The organism is Bacillus marinisedimentorum, assembly GCF_001644195.2.
Classification (GTDB): domain Bacteria; phylum Bacillota; class Bacilli; order Bacillales; family Bacillaceae_O; genus Bacillus_BL; species Bacillus_BL marinisedimentorum.
In genome coordinates, this window is record NZ_LWBL02000009.1 from 15765 (window position 1) to 32237 (window position 16473).

At 46.2% G+C, this 16473-nt stretch carries 14 protein-coding genes; 10 read left to right on the plus strand and 4 right to left on the minus strand.

Annotated features, from left to right (window positions below):
* Positions 1-468 precede the first annotated feature (468 nt).
* Together A4U59_RS02300 and A4U59_RS02305 are read left to right on the plus strand one after the other, a co-directional pair.
* Positions 469-1779, plus strand: a complete 1311-nt coding sequence (locus A4U59_RS02300; RefSeq protein ID WP_070119586.1) for an acetamidase/formamidase family protein — start codon at positions 469-471, stop codon at positions 1777-1779.
* A gap of 247 nt (positions 1780-2026) precedes the next feature.
* On the plus strand, positions 2027-2593 hold the full coding sequence (locus tag A4U59_RS02305; protein WP_070119587.1) for an HAD-IA family hydrolase: 567 nt from the start codon (positions 2027-2029) through the stop codon (positions 2591-2593).
* 65 nt (positions 2594-2658) lie between these two features.
* Here A4U59_RS02305 and A4U59_RS02310 read toward each other — a convergent pair whose 3' ends face one another.
* A complete protein-coding gene (locus tag A4U59_RS02310; RefSeq protein WP_070119588.1) occupies positions 2659-3210 on the minus strand; it encodes a GNAT family N-acetyltransferase in 552 nt (183 codons plus the stop codon).
* Between the two features lie 417 nt (positions 3211-3627).
* Between A4U59_RS02310 and A4U59_RS02315 the strand changes: the two genes are divergently transcribed.
* The 4 genes from A4U59_RS02315 to A4U59_RS02330 all read left to right on the plus strand — a co-directional run bounded on the left by A4U59_RS02315 (position 3628) and on the right by A4U59_RS02330 (position 6929).
* The gene (locus tag A4U59_RS02315) at positions 3628-3789 is read left to right on the plus strand and encodes a YqaE/Pmp3 family membrane protein (protein WP_070119589.1); all 162 of its coding nucleotides are present in this window, start codon (positions 3628-3630) and stop codon (positions 3787-3789) included.
* Positions 3790-3968: 179 nt separating this feature from the next.
* Positions 3969-4964 (plus strand): DUF4003 family protein, encoded by a 996-nt coding sequence (locus tag A4U59_RS02320; RefSeq protein WP_070119590.1) that lies wholly within the window; start codon positions 3969-3971, stop codon positions 4962-4964.
* Between the two features lie 198 nt (positions 4965-5162).
* The gene (locus tag A4U59_RS02325; protein WP_070119591.1) at positions 5163-6131 is read left to right on the plus strand and encodes a cation diffusion facilitator family transporter; all 969 of its coding nucleotides are present in this window, start codon (positions 5163-5165) and stop codon (positions 6129-6131) included.
* A gap of 171 nt (positions 6132-6302) precedes the next feature.
* Complete coding sequence (locus A4U59_RS02330; RefSeq protein WP_070119592.1) at positions 6303-6929, plus strand: LysE family transporter; 627 nt, start codon at positions 6303-6305, stop codon at positions 6927-6929.
* 42 nt (positions 6930-6971) lie between these two features.
* Here A4U59_RS02330 and A4U59_RS02335 read toward each other — a convergent pair whose 3' ends face one another.
* Positions 6972-8306 (minus strand): amino acid permease, encoded by a 1335-nt coding sequence (locus A4U59_RS02335; RefSeq protein ID WP_070119593.1) that lies wholly within the window; start codon positions 8304-8306, stop codon positions 6972-6974.
* A gap of 164 nt (positions 8307-8470) precedes the next feature.
* Between A4U59_RS02335 and A4U59_RS02340 the strand changes: the two genes are divergently transcribed.
* From A4U59_RS02340 to A4U59_RS21215, 4 genes are read left to right on the plus strand one after another with little or no spacing between them, the layout of a single operon-like run.
* Complete coding sequence (locus tag A4U59_RS02340) at positions 8471-9964, plus strand: spore germination protein (protein WP_070119594.1); 1494 nt, start codon at positions 8471-8473, stop codon at positions 9962-9964.
* 6 nt (positions 9965-9970) lie between these two features.
* Positions 9971-11068, plus strand: coding sequence for a GerAB/ArcD/ProY family transporter (locus tag A4U59_RS02345; RefSeq protein WP_070119595.1), 1098 nt, complete (start codon positions 9971-9973; stop codon positions 11066-11068).
* Complete coding sequence (locus A4U59_RS02350; protein WP_070119596.1) at positions 11065-12306, plus strand: Ger(x)C family spore germination protein; 1242 nt, start codon at positions 11065-11067, stop codon at positions 12304-12306. Before A4U59_RS02345 ends, A4U59_RS02350 begins: the two co-directional genes overlap by 4 nt.
* A 9-nt stretch (positions 12307-12315) precedes the next feature.
* Complete coding sequence (locus A4U59_RS21215; RefSeq protein WP_157888115.1) at positions 12316-12480, plus strand: hypothetical protein; 165 nt, start codon at positions 12316-12318, stop codon at positions 12478-12480.
* A gap of 209 nt (positions 12481-12689) precedes the next feature.
* Here the strand turns inward: A4U59_RS21215 and ggt are convergent, their stop codons facing one another.
* Together ggt and A4U59_RS02360 are read right to left on the minus strand one after the other, a co-directional pair.
* Positions 12690-14372, minus strand: a complete 1683-nt coding sequence (ggt, locus tag A4U59_RS02355; RefSeq protein WP_245680475.1) for a gamma-glutamyltransferase — start codon at positions 14370-14372, stop codon at positions 12690-12692.
* 308 nt (positions 14373-14680) lie between these two features.
* Positions 14681-15835: a M20 family metallopeptidase gene (locus tag A4U59_RS02360; RefSeq protein WP_083270608.1), complete on the minus strand. Its 1155-nt coding sequence runs from the start codon at positions 15833-15835 to the stop codon at positions 14681-14683.
* Between the last annotated feature and the right edge of the window lie 638 nt (positions 15836-16473).

A 16473-nucleotide genomic window follows, 5' to 3' on the forward strand; every position in this document is an offset into this window, starting at 1 on the left:
TATGCGATGAGATGCCGAAACAGGCATGGAACCACCTCTTTTTTCTATTAGCTCTGTAAAACGAAGCTGTTGATTCCCACTTCAGGTGCTCACTTTCACCAATGGCACAAGTGCGGCAGCCGTTCTTGCTTCCCTCGGCTGCATAAACCTTGTCTTCTTTGCCACAGGGCGTACGTCTCCTTCTTGCAGCCGGGCCTCACCTTTCCCGCTGCTTCTGCTGGAGTCCCGCACATGCGGCTCCTATCAACAACAGCAAAATTAGCAATATGCTTTAACATAGCCTTTCTACTACATGTTAATCTGATATCAATTGTATCATATTGTAAATTCAGTCCCGCTCTTCTCTTGTTTCTCCCAGTTACCTTGGCAGAAACACAAATTCCTGCAGCTCTGATGCACCCAAAATTGTATCCCTTTCCTTTTTTTAATAGACTGATAGAGAAGGATATAAATTAAGGAGGAGACGACATGAGCGAAGCGAAACAAACGGTTTATGTGAATGAATTTACGAATGGAATTCTGGATCCGGAAGGCGGGATGCTCGGGCCTGTCAAGGACGGCGGGCATATTATCGCCAATACAACTCCTGGCTGCTGGGGACCGATGATCACCCCATGCCTGAGGGGCGGCCATGAAGTGACAAAGCCGGTTTTTGTCGAAGGAGCTGAAGTGGGCGATGCGATTGCGATCCGGCTAAAGTCAATCCAGGTCACATCCCTTGCCACATCATCCGGGAATGACAAGCCGGTGGACGGCCGCTTCCTTGGTGATCCGTTTGTTGCGGTGAAATGTCCTGAATGCGGCACGATGTACCCGGAAACTAAAATTGAAGGTACAGGGCCTGAAGCAATCCGCTGCAGCAATTGCGGCGCCGATATCACTCCTTTCGTGTTTACGAATGGCTACACAATCGCTTTTGATTCGAGCAGGACAATTGGTGTCACCCTGTCAAAAGAGGCAGCCGAGGAAATTGCGCTTGACGGCCGCACGTTCATGTCAACACCTGAGAACTCCGTCCAAAATCCGGTCGTGACCTTCGCTCCTCATGACCTTGTCGGAACGGTAGCCAGACTTCGTCCTTTCCTCGGACAGCTTGGAACGACTCCGAAACGGGCGCTGCCCGATTCCCACAATGCCGGGGACTTTGGCCAGTTTTTGATCGATGCCCCGCATGAATACGGCATCACTAAGGAGCAGCTTGAAGACCGGACGGATGGCCATATGGATATCAACCGGGTCCGAGAAGGGGCAATCCTGATTTGCCCTGTGAAAGTGCCGGGCGGCGGTGTTTATCTTGGTGATATGCACGCCATGCAGGGCGACGGTGAAATCGCCGGCCATACGACAGATGTCGCCGGCATTGTGAATATGCAGGTAAAAGTGCTGAAGGATCTTGATATTGAAGGTCCGATTCTGCTGCCGGCCGCCGATGATCTTCCATACCTTGCAAAACCTATTACCAAAAAAGAACGGACCCAGGCTAAAAACCTTGCTTCCCAGTGGGGTGTCCGGAAGCTTGAGGAGTCCCTGCCGATTTCCTTTATCGGAACCGGTGCCAACCTTAACGAAGCGACCGAAAACGGCTTAAAACGCGCTGCTGACCTGTTTGGCGTAACAGCACCCGAAATCATGAACCGCGCCACTATAACAGGTTCAATTGAAATCGGCCGGCATCCGGGCGTCGTCACCGTCACATTCCTGGCACCTACCCCATACCTCGACAACATCGGACTGACCGCCTTAGTCAAAGACCAATACCGCGAACAACTCGCAGATTAGAATTGAAATACCCATCAAATGCCTGGCAATTGCTTCGCAATTGCCAGGCATTTTTTCAGCTGATTTTTTTCCATCTCAATTCATTTTTGGCAAGTTGCACAATAATTACAAAGGAAGGGAGCCTGTTTCGCCCCCTCCTTTCTTTTGATGTATAGCGATTTTAAATCGGGCCAATGATAAAGCGGTAATGTTTTAAATCTCCTGTCCTGGTAAATATATTATTATTCGGCAAAAAGGAGCGGAAAACATGAACTTATTATGGGATTTCGATGGAACCCTATTTAATACATACCCGACTTATACAGCAATATATAAACATGTAATCGGGCCTTCAACGGATGAAAACGAAATTTACCGAAAGCTCAAAGTTTCGTTTTCTCACGCAATCCGTTACTATGCACTCACCAAAAAACAGGTCAAGGAAATCTATGATAAAATCGCTGATATTCCGGTGCATGATCCGCAGCCTTTCCCCGGTGTCGAGGAAGTTCTCAAACGGGCCGACAAAAATCTTATCATGACACATAAGGACAGGTCCGAGGTGGAAGCCATTTTGCGGCATCACGATTGGCTTCGGTACTTCTCCGAAATTGTAACCGAAAAAGACGGCTTCCCGCGCAAACCCGATCCGGAAGCTTACCGGTATCTCCATGAAAAATATCACCTCGACCTCGTAATCGGGGATCGTACAATTGACATTAAGCCGGCACAGGAACTGGGCATCAAAACCTGCCTGTTTCAAAACAAGGAAAAAGGCGCTGATTATTATGTAAATGACTATCGTGATTTCTTCGGTTCGGTTCCCGGTTTATAAGTTTGCAAAACAAAAGGCAGAACGTCTCTCAACCCGAGACTGCTTCTGCCTTTTTAACCTTTGAATTACAAAGGGTCTTTCAGCCGTTTAACCATAATGGTCTGCGGCTCAATCCCCGGAATGACGATCGCTTCAGATGAGAGGATTTCCCAGCCTTTGTTCAAATAAAACTGGCGTGCTGTTTCATTGCCTTTGCCGACTGTCAATATGGCTTTTTCACACGGCAGCCGCCCGAGCAGGGCATCGTGCAGATGGCTTCCAACACCGCGGCGGCGAAACTGTTTATCAACAGCAAGCTCAACCAGTTCGAACGAGTTCGTCAGCCATTCTTCACCTGCTTCAGGATCAAGTGCCTTCTTCAGCTGGCTGTGGTAAAACTGTCCCGGCAATGATGCATACCCGTAAATGAATCCAATGACATCCCCTTGACTGTTAAAAGCGGTGAATCCTCTGAATCCCGGTCTTTTTGAATGTTTAAGGATGTTTTCTTTCGCCTCTTGTAAATCACGATCAGTGTAATGCCTATCAAAAAAACTGTCGCTGAATAGCCTCACAACTGCATCAAAAGAAGGATCGGACGTGTGAAATGGCAGCAAACGCACTTTTTCTTTAATCATCTCTGCTCCCTCCCGGCGGCTTAAGTTTCACAATATGATTTGACATTTACTCTTACTATTTCTTTACAAGCTGCCCTTATTCCTTTATTCTCCTGTTTTTGTAAAGAAACGTTCATGATTGGCGCAACAGGAAAAAGCAGATACTGCCCGGCCCGAGTTGTGTACTACAGGAATATATACGATTGTACAAGGTATCATTTTATATTGTGCAAAAATGCCGAAACGGATTCACCATCGGACACACTGTGGTCAAGAAAAGGGACGGAACTCTGCCGTTTTTGAGTTGCCAGGCAATTGCCTGGCAACTTTTCCTGCTGAAAATCTCCGCCCTGAATCAAATTTTGTACACATGCACAATTTCCAGATTGGTTTGCCTATGACGGTGGTAAACAGTAAGAAAAGGAGGTTGAAACTGGTATGCTTATGTATTTACTCGCTTTGATTGCGCCTCCGCTTGCGGTGCTTCTGACTGGCAAGCCTATGAAGGCCTTGCTTAATCTCATCTTGACCTCTATTTTCTGGCTGCCTGGTGCAATCCATGCGTTCCTTGTTGTGAAAAACCGGCAGGAAGCGGTTTAATCATCGAACCATCCAGAACTAAAGAGTCTGATATTCAATCATTCACCGAAGGCTTGTCCCATTCAGCGGGAAAGCCTTTTTCCGCTGCTTTTTTTGAAACATTCGGCCTTGGAAAATCGTATAAATACTGAAGCTCATGCATTTACATAAAAACCATTTTAAAAAGAGGATGTGGTCACATGCTTGAACAAGGCCTGCAAGCCAAAGTCGATTCTTACAAACGCCTTTATGGCGAGCTCAAGAAACAATTGAAATGGAAAGTCTCTGATCCGCGTGCACTTATGCTTGTCGCTTCGATGTATATCATTAACGGTAAGCCTTTTGAAATGGAACGCTTTATCGCGCTGAGTGACGCCATAAAGAAGAAAGCCGGGATGTTTTCAACCCTGAACTCATATCAGCGTTTTACCGCAGCAGCTATGCTTGATGTCCGCTTTGAGAAACCCGAAGAGAAAATCGAGGATCTTCTTAGCTTATACCGGCATCTGACAGACGGGGGATTCAGCCGCGGTGCGTTCACCTATCTATCCGCACTGGTCATGCTGAGCTCTGAGCCGGATGGTGAGGGCTATCATCAGAAAATTGAACGATCTCTCACAATCTACAAAGGCATGCGTTCCAGGCATTTCTTCCTTACTTCCTCATCAGACTATCCGCTTGCTGTCCTTCTTACAGAACGCAGCGAACCAGTTGAAGAAATAATGGAGCATATTGAATTCTTTTACGGCAATTTGAATGACCAGGGATTCCGAAAAGGAAATGACCTGCAATTTTTAAGCCATATATTATCGATCGACCAGCAGGCAGACACCAGGGTTCTGATTGAAAGGAGCAAGCAAGTATTCGATGCACTTCATGACGCTGGAATTCGCCCTAAACCGGCATATTATCCTGCGATAGGCTTGCTCTCCCTTCTTGAAGACCGGACAAACACGATTCTCACCGTCCGTGAAATCGCTGACCAGCTGCTTGACGATAAGTTATTCAGATGGCATAAGGATATGAATTTTATGATGGGAGTGAATATTCTTTTGAGTGAAAAACTTGAAGATAAAGGCGTGCTCGAAACAGGTATTTATACAACAATCGAAGCCGTTATCCAGGCACAGCAGGCAGCCCTGATTGCAGCAGTTGCAGGTGCCTCAGCCGCTTCATCTTCCAACAGCGGTTCATAGGCAGGAACTGGAAGCAGACATGGACGGGAATAGTTAATGATCAAGTTGCAGTTACGGAGATTTTCCCGGTAACACCCAATGACCCATCGGCTGCAATCCGCATTGCCACGAGCGAATCCTAATGTTTTCAAAAAAGCAAATAGGGAAAATAAATAGCAGTAAACATCCGATAAAAAAGACAGAGTAAGAGGTGAAACGATGTTAGAGCTATTAAAAAAAGGGAACACATCTGCCGGCACAGCCGCACTGGGAAATACAGGACTGGCGCTGCTAAAAGGAATAGCTGCTTTTATCAGCGGAAGCGGTACGATGATGGCGACGACACTGCATTCAGTTGCTGACGCAACGAATCAGGCATTCGTTTTTTTCGGGAGTGCCCTTGCAGAAAAAGAACCGACAAAAAGATTCCCGGCAGGCTTCGGCCGTGTTGTCAACCTGTTCGTACTTGTGGCCGTCATTGTCGTATCCATCATGGCCTATGAAACGATTTTGCACGGCTGGGAACTCATCCAGCATCCTGAAGCTTCAAGTAATCTTTGGCTGAATGTGCTCATTCTCATAGCGGCAATTTTAGTAGATGGATTTGTGCTCATTAAGGCGATGAAAGGAATTGTCAACGAAAGCAGGAATGAAGCGAGCGGCTTTGGAATTGTTCCGGCAGCGTTTAAAAATGTCAGCTACGCTTCGCCGCCGACACGGCTCGTGTTTTATGAAGATATCATTGCGACAGCCGGAGCTTTAATCGCACTGATAGCGATTGTCGTTGCCCATACAACAGGCTTTTACTTGCTTGATGGTGTCGGCACATTGCTCATCGGTATCCTGCTTATTGGAATCGCAATAAAAATCGGTTACGAAAACACAATGGGATTGATTGGTGTAGCTGCGCCCAAGGCGATTCAGGACCGGGTTGCAAAAGATATCCTGTCTGAAAAAGAAGTGGTAGATATTATGGAAATGCGGATTCTTCAGGAAGGAAGAGTCTATCATGTCGAAACATATATCGAACTCAAAAAAGGCCTTTCACTTGCGGATGCAGATGACATCAAGTTCCGGATTCGCGATACGCTTTTGAACGACCCTGATATCGGCGATGTTCAAATGGGGATCGTGGAAACGGATGATGTCAAGACGTGGAAGCTTGACTCCAAGACAGAAAAAGAATAACGGTGTGAGAAAAGTTGCACTGCCTGCGCTAATCTGCCAGGCGGTGCTTTTTTATGTATGTAACAGAGAAAAAAGGCGTTCTCCTTTTCTGAATTACCAGTTGTACAGGCTGGCTTGACTGAATAGGATAGGGTACATGCCATTTTTCGAAATGAAAAGGAGATGTCTGCCGTGTCCATTTTTTTCAGTTATGTCGTCCTCGGACTGGCCCTGTCAATCCCGCTTGGCCCGGTCATTATCGCCCAGATGGAAAAAGGAATTAAAAATGGGTTTTTCAGCAGCTGGATGGTCGGCCTCGGAGCGATGTCGGCTGATATTTTGTTCATGATTCTTATTTATCTGGGTGTTTCGCAATTAGTGAATACACCGTTCATCCAGACCCTCCTCTGGCTGTTCGGCTTTTTTGTGCTCGTATATACCGGCATTGAGAGCCTGATGACCACAAGTGAAATCTCGATAAACGAGTCCCGCAGCAGTGATACTCCGTTCAAAAGCTATATTTTCGGGTTTCTCATTTCAATCTCAAATCCGGTCAGCATCCTTTTCTGGCTTGGCATTTACGGATCGGTCCTTGCAAAAACAGCCTCATCGTACAGTACATATGAAACGCTGCTGTACAGCAGCGGCATCTTCGTCGGCCTGTTTTTGTTTGATTTGTGCACAGCGATACTCTCAAGCAGCTTCCGGCACATTTTAACCGATCGCCTCCTGAAAGTACTTTCTGGATGTGCCGGCCTGACTCTCATCGGCTTTGGCACCTATTTCGGTCTGCAGGCTGCAAAAGTGCTGTTTCAGTGAAAAAATTGCCTGGGAATTGCCTTGAGGCAATGTCCGCCCTATTTACGCTTTCTCGGCTCTTTTCCAAATGCGCGTCATGATATAGGTGACCAGGATAATGGTGAATAGGAATCCGATGCTGATGAAAAATCCGATGCGGCTCACTTTATCAAACATGGATCCGCCGATTGCAAAAGCGATGAGCAGGAAGCCGAATATTCTTTTAATATGCCCCCATGACTTCAGGTCGATCACCTTTTGGACAGACATCAGGATGGCGGCCCAGTTATACAAAATCATCAAGCTGGCTGCCGTCGTGACATATTCATACACCTTCTCCGGCAGCAGCAGGGAAACAATGCTTGCAGCTGCCAGCCCCCCAGCGGTAAGCCCGATTGCAAACAGCGGAATCTCCTTCTTTGTCTTTTTCGAAAAGAGTTTAGGGGCATCGCCATCTTCTGACAGCGTGACAAGTATTGTCGTCACCGCAAACAATGCGGCTGCAAGCGTGGAGAATCCGGCTATGATGAAAACGCCGTTAAACACATCGCTCATGTACGGGATTTTGAATCCTTCCAACACAATGACAAAAGGACTTTCATCCGTTTTAAATGTCTTCCATGAAACAAGCATCAGTGCAAGTCCGATTGAGAGAACGTAGATCACCATCAAAACCAAAAGCATCAGGCTGCCTGCTTTCGGTGCATCTTCCTTGTTCTTGAGTTTGCTGGCCATCAGCCCGAGAACTTCAATGCCTCCAAACGCATAAAAAGAAAATATGAGTGCAGTCGAAAACCCTTTGAAACCGTTTGGAAAATACTCAACAATGGATCCCGGAATTCCGGGCCGGTCCCCTCCCCCGTCAATAAATCCAAGCAAAGCAGCGCCAGCAATGACAATAAACATCACAATTGCGGCAAACTTGGCCACCGCGAGCACATTCTCGAGCCTCTCAAACCCGTTAACGCCTGTCAGCAATACAACAAGCCCCAGGACCCCAAAAAAGATGGAGAACACCCAGAGCGGCAAGTCGGGAAACCAGAACTTTGCGAACAAAGAAAGCGCCGTAATCTGGCTTCCGGTTATAAGCGTTTCAGAAGACCAGTACACCCACCCGCTGCTGAATCCTGCCCATCTCCCGTAAGCCTTTTTCGCATAGGTGCGGAAAGAGCCTTTTTCCGGATGATCAACCGTCATGGCAGCAAGGGCATCGTAAACGATATAAGTTGCCAGCGCAGCCAGCATAAATGAGAATACTATGGATGGCCCAGTCATACGGATTCCGATACTGGAGCCGAGGAAGAAACCTGTTCCGATCGTGCATCCGATTCCAATTAATGATAGCTGCCACCAGGCGAGATTCTCCCCTGCTTTTTTTCCAGTGCTCTTTTTTTCCATGTCATTCCCTCCACTTATCCTGTCTTAATCTGTGACAGGGTGCACCTATTTATGTAGACATCCGCCGGATCATTAAAAATGCTTTTATAGGACACGCCGAGTTACATAAATATGCCACAGCTGGTAAAGCTAACGGGTAAGTCATCTAACGGAGGGTATGGGCCATGTTCCGTTTTCTGAAAAATAAACCGAAACAATCAGACTTCACCCCTGTATATAGACACTTCCAGCAAAATATCGATGAAGTGAAAAAACGATTTTCGTATCCGGTGAACAGTGACTTTCAGTGCCGGATGCTCTCACTGGACGGTGGCAAAAAGAAGGCCGCCCTGTTTTATCTCGCTTCCATTGTGAATGACAGCGTTATCCAGCAAAACGTGATTAAGCCGCTTTTGGACAAAAACCGTTCGGAGGATGATATCCCCTCAAGAGTGACGGTTGACAAGGTAAGCGTACTGGATGACTTTTCACAAATAACAGATGATATTCTCATCGGCAATGCCGTCCTGTTTACAGACAGTGACAAAAAGTCTTATTCATTTGGAACGGCTGAATTCCAGCACCGGAAGATTGACAAGCCTGAAAACGAAAATGCCATCCGCGGGCCGAAAGAGGCATTTACCGAATCTTCCATTGTTAACCTTTCGCTTCTAAGGAAACGGCTTCCGAATGAGAACTTGATCGCTGAGACAATCCCCGTCGGTTCACGGACCAAATCGGATGTTACCGTTTTATATATTAAAGATCTTGCGAATAATGACGTGCTCGAAACCGTCAAGGACCGGATAACAAGCATTGACGCGGATAGCGTGAGAACCGTAGAAATGCTTGAGCAATACATCGAAGACAGGCCGTATTCCATCGCGCCGACAGTTTTGTATACAGAGCGGCCGGACAGGGCTGCTGCCTTCCTCGAAGACGGGTATATCGTATTGGCGATGAACAACTCGTCTGCCTGTCTAATCGTGCCGGTGACATTCTGGTCTTTTGTCCACTCACCGGAAGATCACTACTTGCGTTTCCTGTTTGGGAACTTTTCCAGGTTCATACGTGTCGGCGCTTTTTTTATTACGCTGTTCATTTCGGCTTTATATATTGCGATCACAACGTTTCACAGTGAAATGATTCCGCCTGATTTATTGCTTGCAATTGCCAGTGCCCGCGAGAAAGTGCCGTTTCCAACCGTCTTTGAAGTCATCATAATGGAGTTTGCCTTTGAGTTGATCCGTGAGGCGGGCCTTAGGCTTCCGGCAACATTAGGCCCGACCATCGGCATTTTCGGAGCGCTCGTACTGGGGCAGGCGGCCGTTCAGGCCAACTTGATCAGCCCAATTATTGTCATTGTAGCTGCATTATCAGGATTATCGTCATTCGCCATGACAGATGTCAGCTTCAACTTTTTGCTGCGGCTGTCCCGGTTCATTTTCATATTATCGGCAGCGTTATATGGGATGCTCGGACTCTCAATCGCGTTTTTGCTTTGGAATATGTATATCGTGTCGATCAAGTCGTTTGGTGTGCCGTTCCTTGCGCCATTAACTCCTTATTATGTATCTTCAAAAGATACTGTCTTCAGAAATATTCTTCAAAAGGAGAAATTCAGGCCGGGTTATTTGAAAGTGCGTGATGTCAAGAAAAAAGGGCCAATGAGGGAGTGATGCAGCGTGGATCGAGTGGATAAAGACAAGATAGGTGGAAGAGAACTGTTCGCAATCATCATCCTGCTTATCGGAACGAAACTTTCTGATATGACAGCCTCCATGCTTGCCCAGAATGGGAAAAACGCCTTCTGGATGATTCCACTTATTTCTTTTGCTGTTTTTCTCCCTTTTTTGATGCTGCTTCTTTCTACATTAAAACGCTTTAAAAATAAGAACCTGGTTGAACTCATTTATCATCTGCTGGGTAAGCCGCTTGGCATGATTGTGGGCTTGTTTTTGTTTTTGACCGCTTTTTCAGCTACCGCCATTGATATGCGGAATTATGTCGACGAGGTCAACACCATTTATTTTCCCAAGTCGCCAATTATTGTCATTTACTTCATATTCATCGCTGCTTGTTATTTCGGTGCAAAAAAAGGATTCGAGGTCATCGGGTATTCATCTTTTGTCGTTCTGCCGTATGTGAAGCTGTCGGTTCTTTTCCTCATCATTTTAGCTCTTAAAGAAGCTATATTCCTGCGTGTATTTCCGATTTTCGGCGATGGGATTGGCCCGCTTCTGAAAGAAGGGGTGCAAAAAGCATCCATTTACAGTGAGCTTATTTTCCTGACGATGGCTTACCCCTCCATTAAAAGTATAAAAAGTTATCATAGGGCATCTTATATCGGCTTTGTGACAGTTGCGCTGGAGTTAGCTCTCTTTTATTTCATATATACGACGATTTTTGACTATGAATCAATTGACAAACTGGCCTTCCCTTTTCACGAATTGACGAAAATCATTTCCATTGGCGAATTTTTCCCTAATATAGAGACGCTATTTCTCGGTTTCTGGCTTTTTGCCGCAATCCTGCGCTTTATTATCTATTTGTATTTTTCAGTATGGATTTTCGGAGCTGTTTTCAACATCAAAGAATTTGAGCCCTTACTCCTTCCGTTTGCGTTTTTGATCCTGACTGCCGGTTTAGTGCCGGAAAACGCCATTGTGAATGTTCTGTTCTATCGGGATGCGCTCTTAAATACGGTTTCAGCACCGCTGCTTGCACTACCTGTTATTCTCTGGCTTGCTGCCAAGTGGAAAGGCAGGGTGACGAACACATGAAAAATTTTAAAATCTTGCTGCTCATTTTCCCCCTCCTTTTCCTTGCCGGCTGTTTTGATAAACAGGAACCCGAGCAGCAAGCTTATGTGATGGCTGTAGGCCTGGATGCAATGGAAGAGAAGGGGAAACTGCGGGTGACATTCCAAATTGGAAATCCCGAAGCCACATCTCTAATGGGCACCGGAGGAAATGAACCGCCGTATGAAACTGTCACACTTACTGCGAACGATTTCATGTCAGCCAAAAATACAGCCAATTCATTTGTTGCGCGCCGGATCACGCTGGACCATGTCAAAGTATTGATTGTTTCAGAGGAACTTGCCCGTTCAGATGATTTTATTAGGGTGATCCAGAGCATCCTCCGATCAAAAGAACTGCGGCGGAATGTCCAGCTTGTTGTCAGTAAGGAACCAGCCAGTGAGTTTATAAATAACAATAAACCGAAGCTGGAAACCCGGCCGCATAAGTTTTTTCAATTTATTATTAACAGGGCCAGGGAGACGGGAATTATTCCGTACTCCGATCTCCATCGCTTTTTACAGATCACCGAAGGGGATGCCGATCTGTTTTTGGCCATATATGCCACTTCTGATCCGGAAAATCAAATAAATGATGGGCTTGAAGATGAGTTTTTGGCAGGAGAAATTCCCCAGGAGGGCGGGAATCAGACTCAATTCATGGGCTCGGCCGTTTTTAAAGAAGGAATCATGATCGATAAAATAAATGGTGAGCTTACAAGATTGTCGATGTGGCTCGATAACACGTTTCGGGTAGAGGATTTTATGGTAACCTATCCGGACCCCAATCAACAAGATTTTAGGATAACAGCCCGTGTCATAAAACCGGACCGGACAAAAGTGGACGTAAAATACAGGCCCAAAGGCACTGCGGTCATAAGGGCCGAAATACCTATGGATGTTGAAATTCTGGCTGTCCCGAGTATGACCGATTATTCCAGCGACCGGAAAAAACAGAAGAAACTAAAAGAGCATATCGAAACAAACCTTGAAAAAACAGCTGCTGCATTTATCGAAAAGACACAAAAAGAATATAAAGGCGAACCTTTTTACTGGTCCCTGTATGTCCGGAAACACTTTAAAACCATCAGTGAATACGAAAAGGCAGACTGGATGAATAACATATATCCTAATGCAGATGTAAAAGTTGAATTCACGATTAATTCTCTGACCTTCGGTAAAACTGTTAAAGAATCCAATCTGAACGAGATAAGGGATTGATTAAATGGCATGAATATTTTGATCGTGATTGCTGCATTCTTAATAGCTGTTTATACGTTCAACTTTGCAAGGATCATTTTTTCAGAAAAAAACAAACTTGGCGGAAGTGCGGTGATTGTGCTTGGACTTGCAGTGCTTGCCGCCCCGTTTGTAATTCTCACTATTATTAAGTGACCGGGACAGGTCTTACTCCGTTAACCTGACCATAAGAGAAGAGGCTGGGACAAAAGTTTTTTAGTCAAAGGAAAATCTGAACTATGTTGCGAAGCCCTTAAAAGAGAATTTCGCATTAGTTCGGATTTTTTTGCTTTATAGCTTTCCTGACATGAAATTGTTCGTCTATTAGTTGGGCAGTTTAGTTTTGTCCCACCTTCTCTCTCGACCTAATTCAATCCAATTGCGGCACCCGGCCTTGATGACTGGGCCGCTCCATACATTTCGCCTCTATCCTGGTCGATCAGAATCGCCTGGACATTGCCTATATGCTTAGGAAACTCCGGAAAATGAAAACCTTTTTCAAGCATCTTATCCCTTACTTCTTGAGGGATTCCCGAATCCCACTGGACGACCCGGCCAATACTGTTATAAATGCGCGGTTCTTCAATCGCATCCTTCAGATCCATTTTGTAATCAAGAAGGTGAATGATAACTTGCAGAACCGAGGCGACGATGGTTGGTCCTCCGGGGGAACCAAGCGTCAAAAACGGCTTGCCTTCATTAAATAAAATGGAAGGCGACTTTGTGCTGACACCATGTTTATTTGGCTGGATGCCGTTAACACTGTTCGGTTCCGGACTGAAGTCAGTAAGGTCATTGTTCAACAGGAATCCGTATCCCGGAACCATGATGCCTGATCCGAATTTATGCTCAAGTGATGACGTGCATGCAGCAACATTTCCCCACCGGTCAACAGCGGTAAAGTGGGTCGTTTCTCCTTTTTCGGCCAGCGGTTCATGGACGATTTCCTTATCCGGATCCCCCTCCTGGTGCGCCCATGGATTACCGAACTCGACATCAGGGTTGCGGTAGCTGAAATCGATCAGTTCACTGCGTTTTTTTATATACTCTTCATTCAGCAGTCCATCCATCGGCACATCCAGGAAATCCGGATCGCCGACATATGCCAGCTTATCGGAAAACACGATACGCATGGCTTCGCCTAATAGAAAATATTTTTGCCACGAGTTCACGCCATATTGACCGATGTCATGCTGCTCAATGATTCCCAGCAACTGAGCAAGCGATAGGCCTCCCCCATTCGGAGGTGAAGGAGCAGCCAGCTGCATTCCTTTATACTTACTGTAAATCGGCTTATCAAGAAAAACCTCAAAATTGCGTAAATCCTTTTTCGTCATGATGCCCTTCCGGCTTTGCAGAACGTCTATTATCGCATCGGCAATTTCGCCTTCGTAAAAGGCATCGATGCCTTTTTCCTGAAGAATGCGCAGCGTTTTGGCCAGGTCCGTCTGTTTGATGTGATCCCCTTCGACAAGAGGAATCCCATCCGGCATAAACAGCGCTTTTGTACGATCATCCATACGATGGCGCATCATTTCAATCGCGCTCTCCCAGAACCAGTTGACACGAATCCCGTTTTCGGCAAGTTCGACCGCCGGCTGGATCAACTCACTGATCTTCTTGCGGCCAAAACGATTGACTGCGATTTCCATAGTACGGAGTATTCCTGGAATCCCTACTGCTTTTGCGCTCAGGGACCGAGGTACATATGGGATTTCTTCGCCGTTTTCATCAAGAAATAATTCTGGAACAGCGCCTTCAGGTGCCTTTGAATGGCCGTCCAGCACCCATGTTTCATCTTTCTCACTGTCATATACCGTCAAAAACCCGCTGGCCCCGAGGCCTGTATTCATCCCTTCGGTTACTGCCAGAGCGAACTGCATCGCAGCGACAGCATCGACAGCAGTACCTCCTTCTTCCAACACCTTTGCTCCCGCTTCTGTCGCTTCCCTGGCAGCACTTGCTGCCATTCCGTATTTCCCTTTGGCTGTATGTTGGCTTTCATTAGAAAAGCTTTTTTGATTCGCTATAATTTTATCTATATCCACGAGGACACTCCTTTTACCCACTTATTAAGTTATTGTCCTTTACCCCGATATTAAGATAATCATGTGTACAAAATGCAATTACCAACAAAAGGTATGAACAAGAACAAAAGCGCAGGGCGCCCGCTTAGCGCGTACATAAGCGGGGGTACCCTCCGGAAGATGGTCTTTCCTTCCGGAGGGGATCACCGCTTATGACGATAGCCGCTGGCGCCTGGAGCTGGATGACTCCCTTCTGGCTTTTTATCCACAACGCAAACATTTTATAATTTCCTTAACTATGAAAAAAGGATGGGCAGTAAGTCACTGCCTCACCCTGATTTAGCCGTGAGCCTTTCGATTGTTCTTGCAAGTAATGCTGTTCGTTTCGGAAACGTTTTCAAATCCACATATTCATCCGTTTCACTGTGCGAGAATTCCCCGAGGGGACCCATGCCATCAACTGTCGGAATTCCATCAGATGCCGTAAATGAGGCATCCGAACCGCCCCCTGTATCCACATCACGGATATTCATGCCAAGTTCGTCACCGACATCTTCAATGACGTCAATCAATTTTTCGGTTTCTTCCGTTTTTTCCATCGGAGGACGGCCTATGTTTCCTTTCATTTCTGTTTCAGTCCCGTCCACATGGTCTTCATTGACGATGTTCATGATGTCCTTTGTGACTTCTTCAGCCTGCTCTTCATTTTCAACACGGACATCCACCTGTGCTTCCGCATGGCCCGGAACTGTGTTAGTTGAAGTGCCCCCGTCAATAAGGCCGACATTTACCGTCAGTCCTTCTTCATACTCGTTCAATTCCTGGAGTTTTAATACTTTATGTGACAGTTCTTCAATTGCGCTCTTCCCGCGCTGCGGTTCCACCCCGGAGTGTGCACTTTTACCGGTAACGTCTATTTCAAAGCGGCCGACACCTTTTCGTTCAGATACGATGGCATCTTTTGGCCGGCCTGACTCCACAACAAGGGAATATGCTTTACCTTCTGCGGCTTCCATAATAATCGGCTTTGATGAATGGGATCCGATTTCTTCATCACTGTTAAAGACGACATGGACATTTTTATAAGCGTCAGAACCAGCATCTTTTAAAGCTTTCAGGGCGTACAATACAGAAACGTGACTCGCTTTTTCATCACTTACACCCGGTCCGTATGCCTTATCGCCGATGACTTCAAAAGGTCTCTTTTCCGCTTCGCCTTTTGGAAAAACGGTATCTATGTGAGCAATGATGATGATCTTAGGCTCACTGTCCTCTTCGGCTTTGACTTCAAGATGGTTGCCTACTTCCGCCTCATGATGGACTTTCACGTACATTCCGATTTCCTCAAATTTTTCTTTAATGAGGGCGGCAACTTTATCAACATCCTCTTTGTCGTAAGAGTTACTGTCCATATTGACAAGCTTCTCAAGCATATCAGTCATTTCAGGCATATGCTTCTCAAGATAGTTTTCAATTTCCGCCATAGCAACGTGCCTCCTTGTTTTCTTCTTTTATTGACCTGTTTTCCCTTTTATCATGATGAAATAAACGTTAGGTTCACCGGAACCATTTCTCAGCATGGATTTTCAGAAATAAAAACGTTCATCTTTATCCGATATCATGGGGGAAAATGTAAAAAAACAGGTGAAATGACATACGAAACACACAGAATGTTTAAACCCTAAAAAAAACATTCAAAGAAGGAACAAAAACAATGGACTTTAAAACCCAAGCATCTGTTTCCATTTAGTGGAATAAACCTGATGGATATTTGCGCTTCTGGGGCTCGCTTTCACCACGGTCACAAGGGCGGCATCCGTTCCTGCTTCCCTCCGGTCGCACTCACGCTGTCTTCTTTGCCGCAGGGCGGGTGCTGAGTCTCTTCGTCGCTACGCTCCTGCCGGGGCTCTGCTGCCCCGCTGCTCCCACAGGACGTTGAATAACCTCCCGAAGATTCTTATCCAACCCTCTGAGGGAACATGAACATGACAAACCTGGAGCCTGAAACTGGCGTGAGAATTGCCCTGCCCCCTGTCAACTAGGATTCGCCGTCAATACCCTGACCGGCAGCACAGGTGAACATTGACACCAGACTCATGAGAAGGTGCTTGATCAAGTCAGC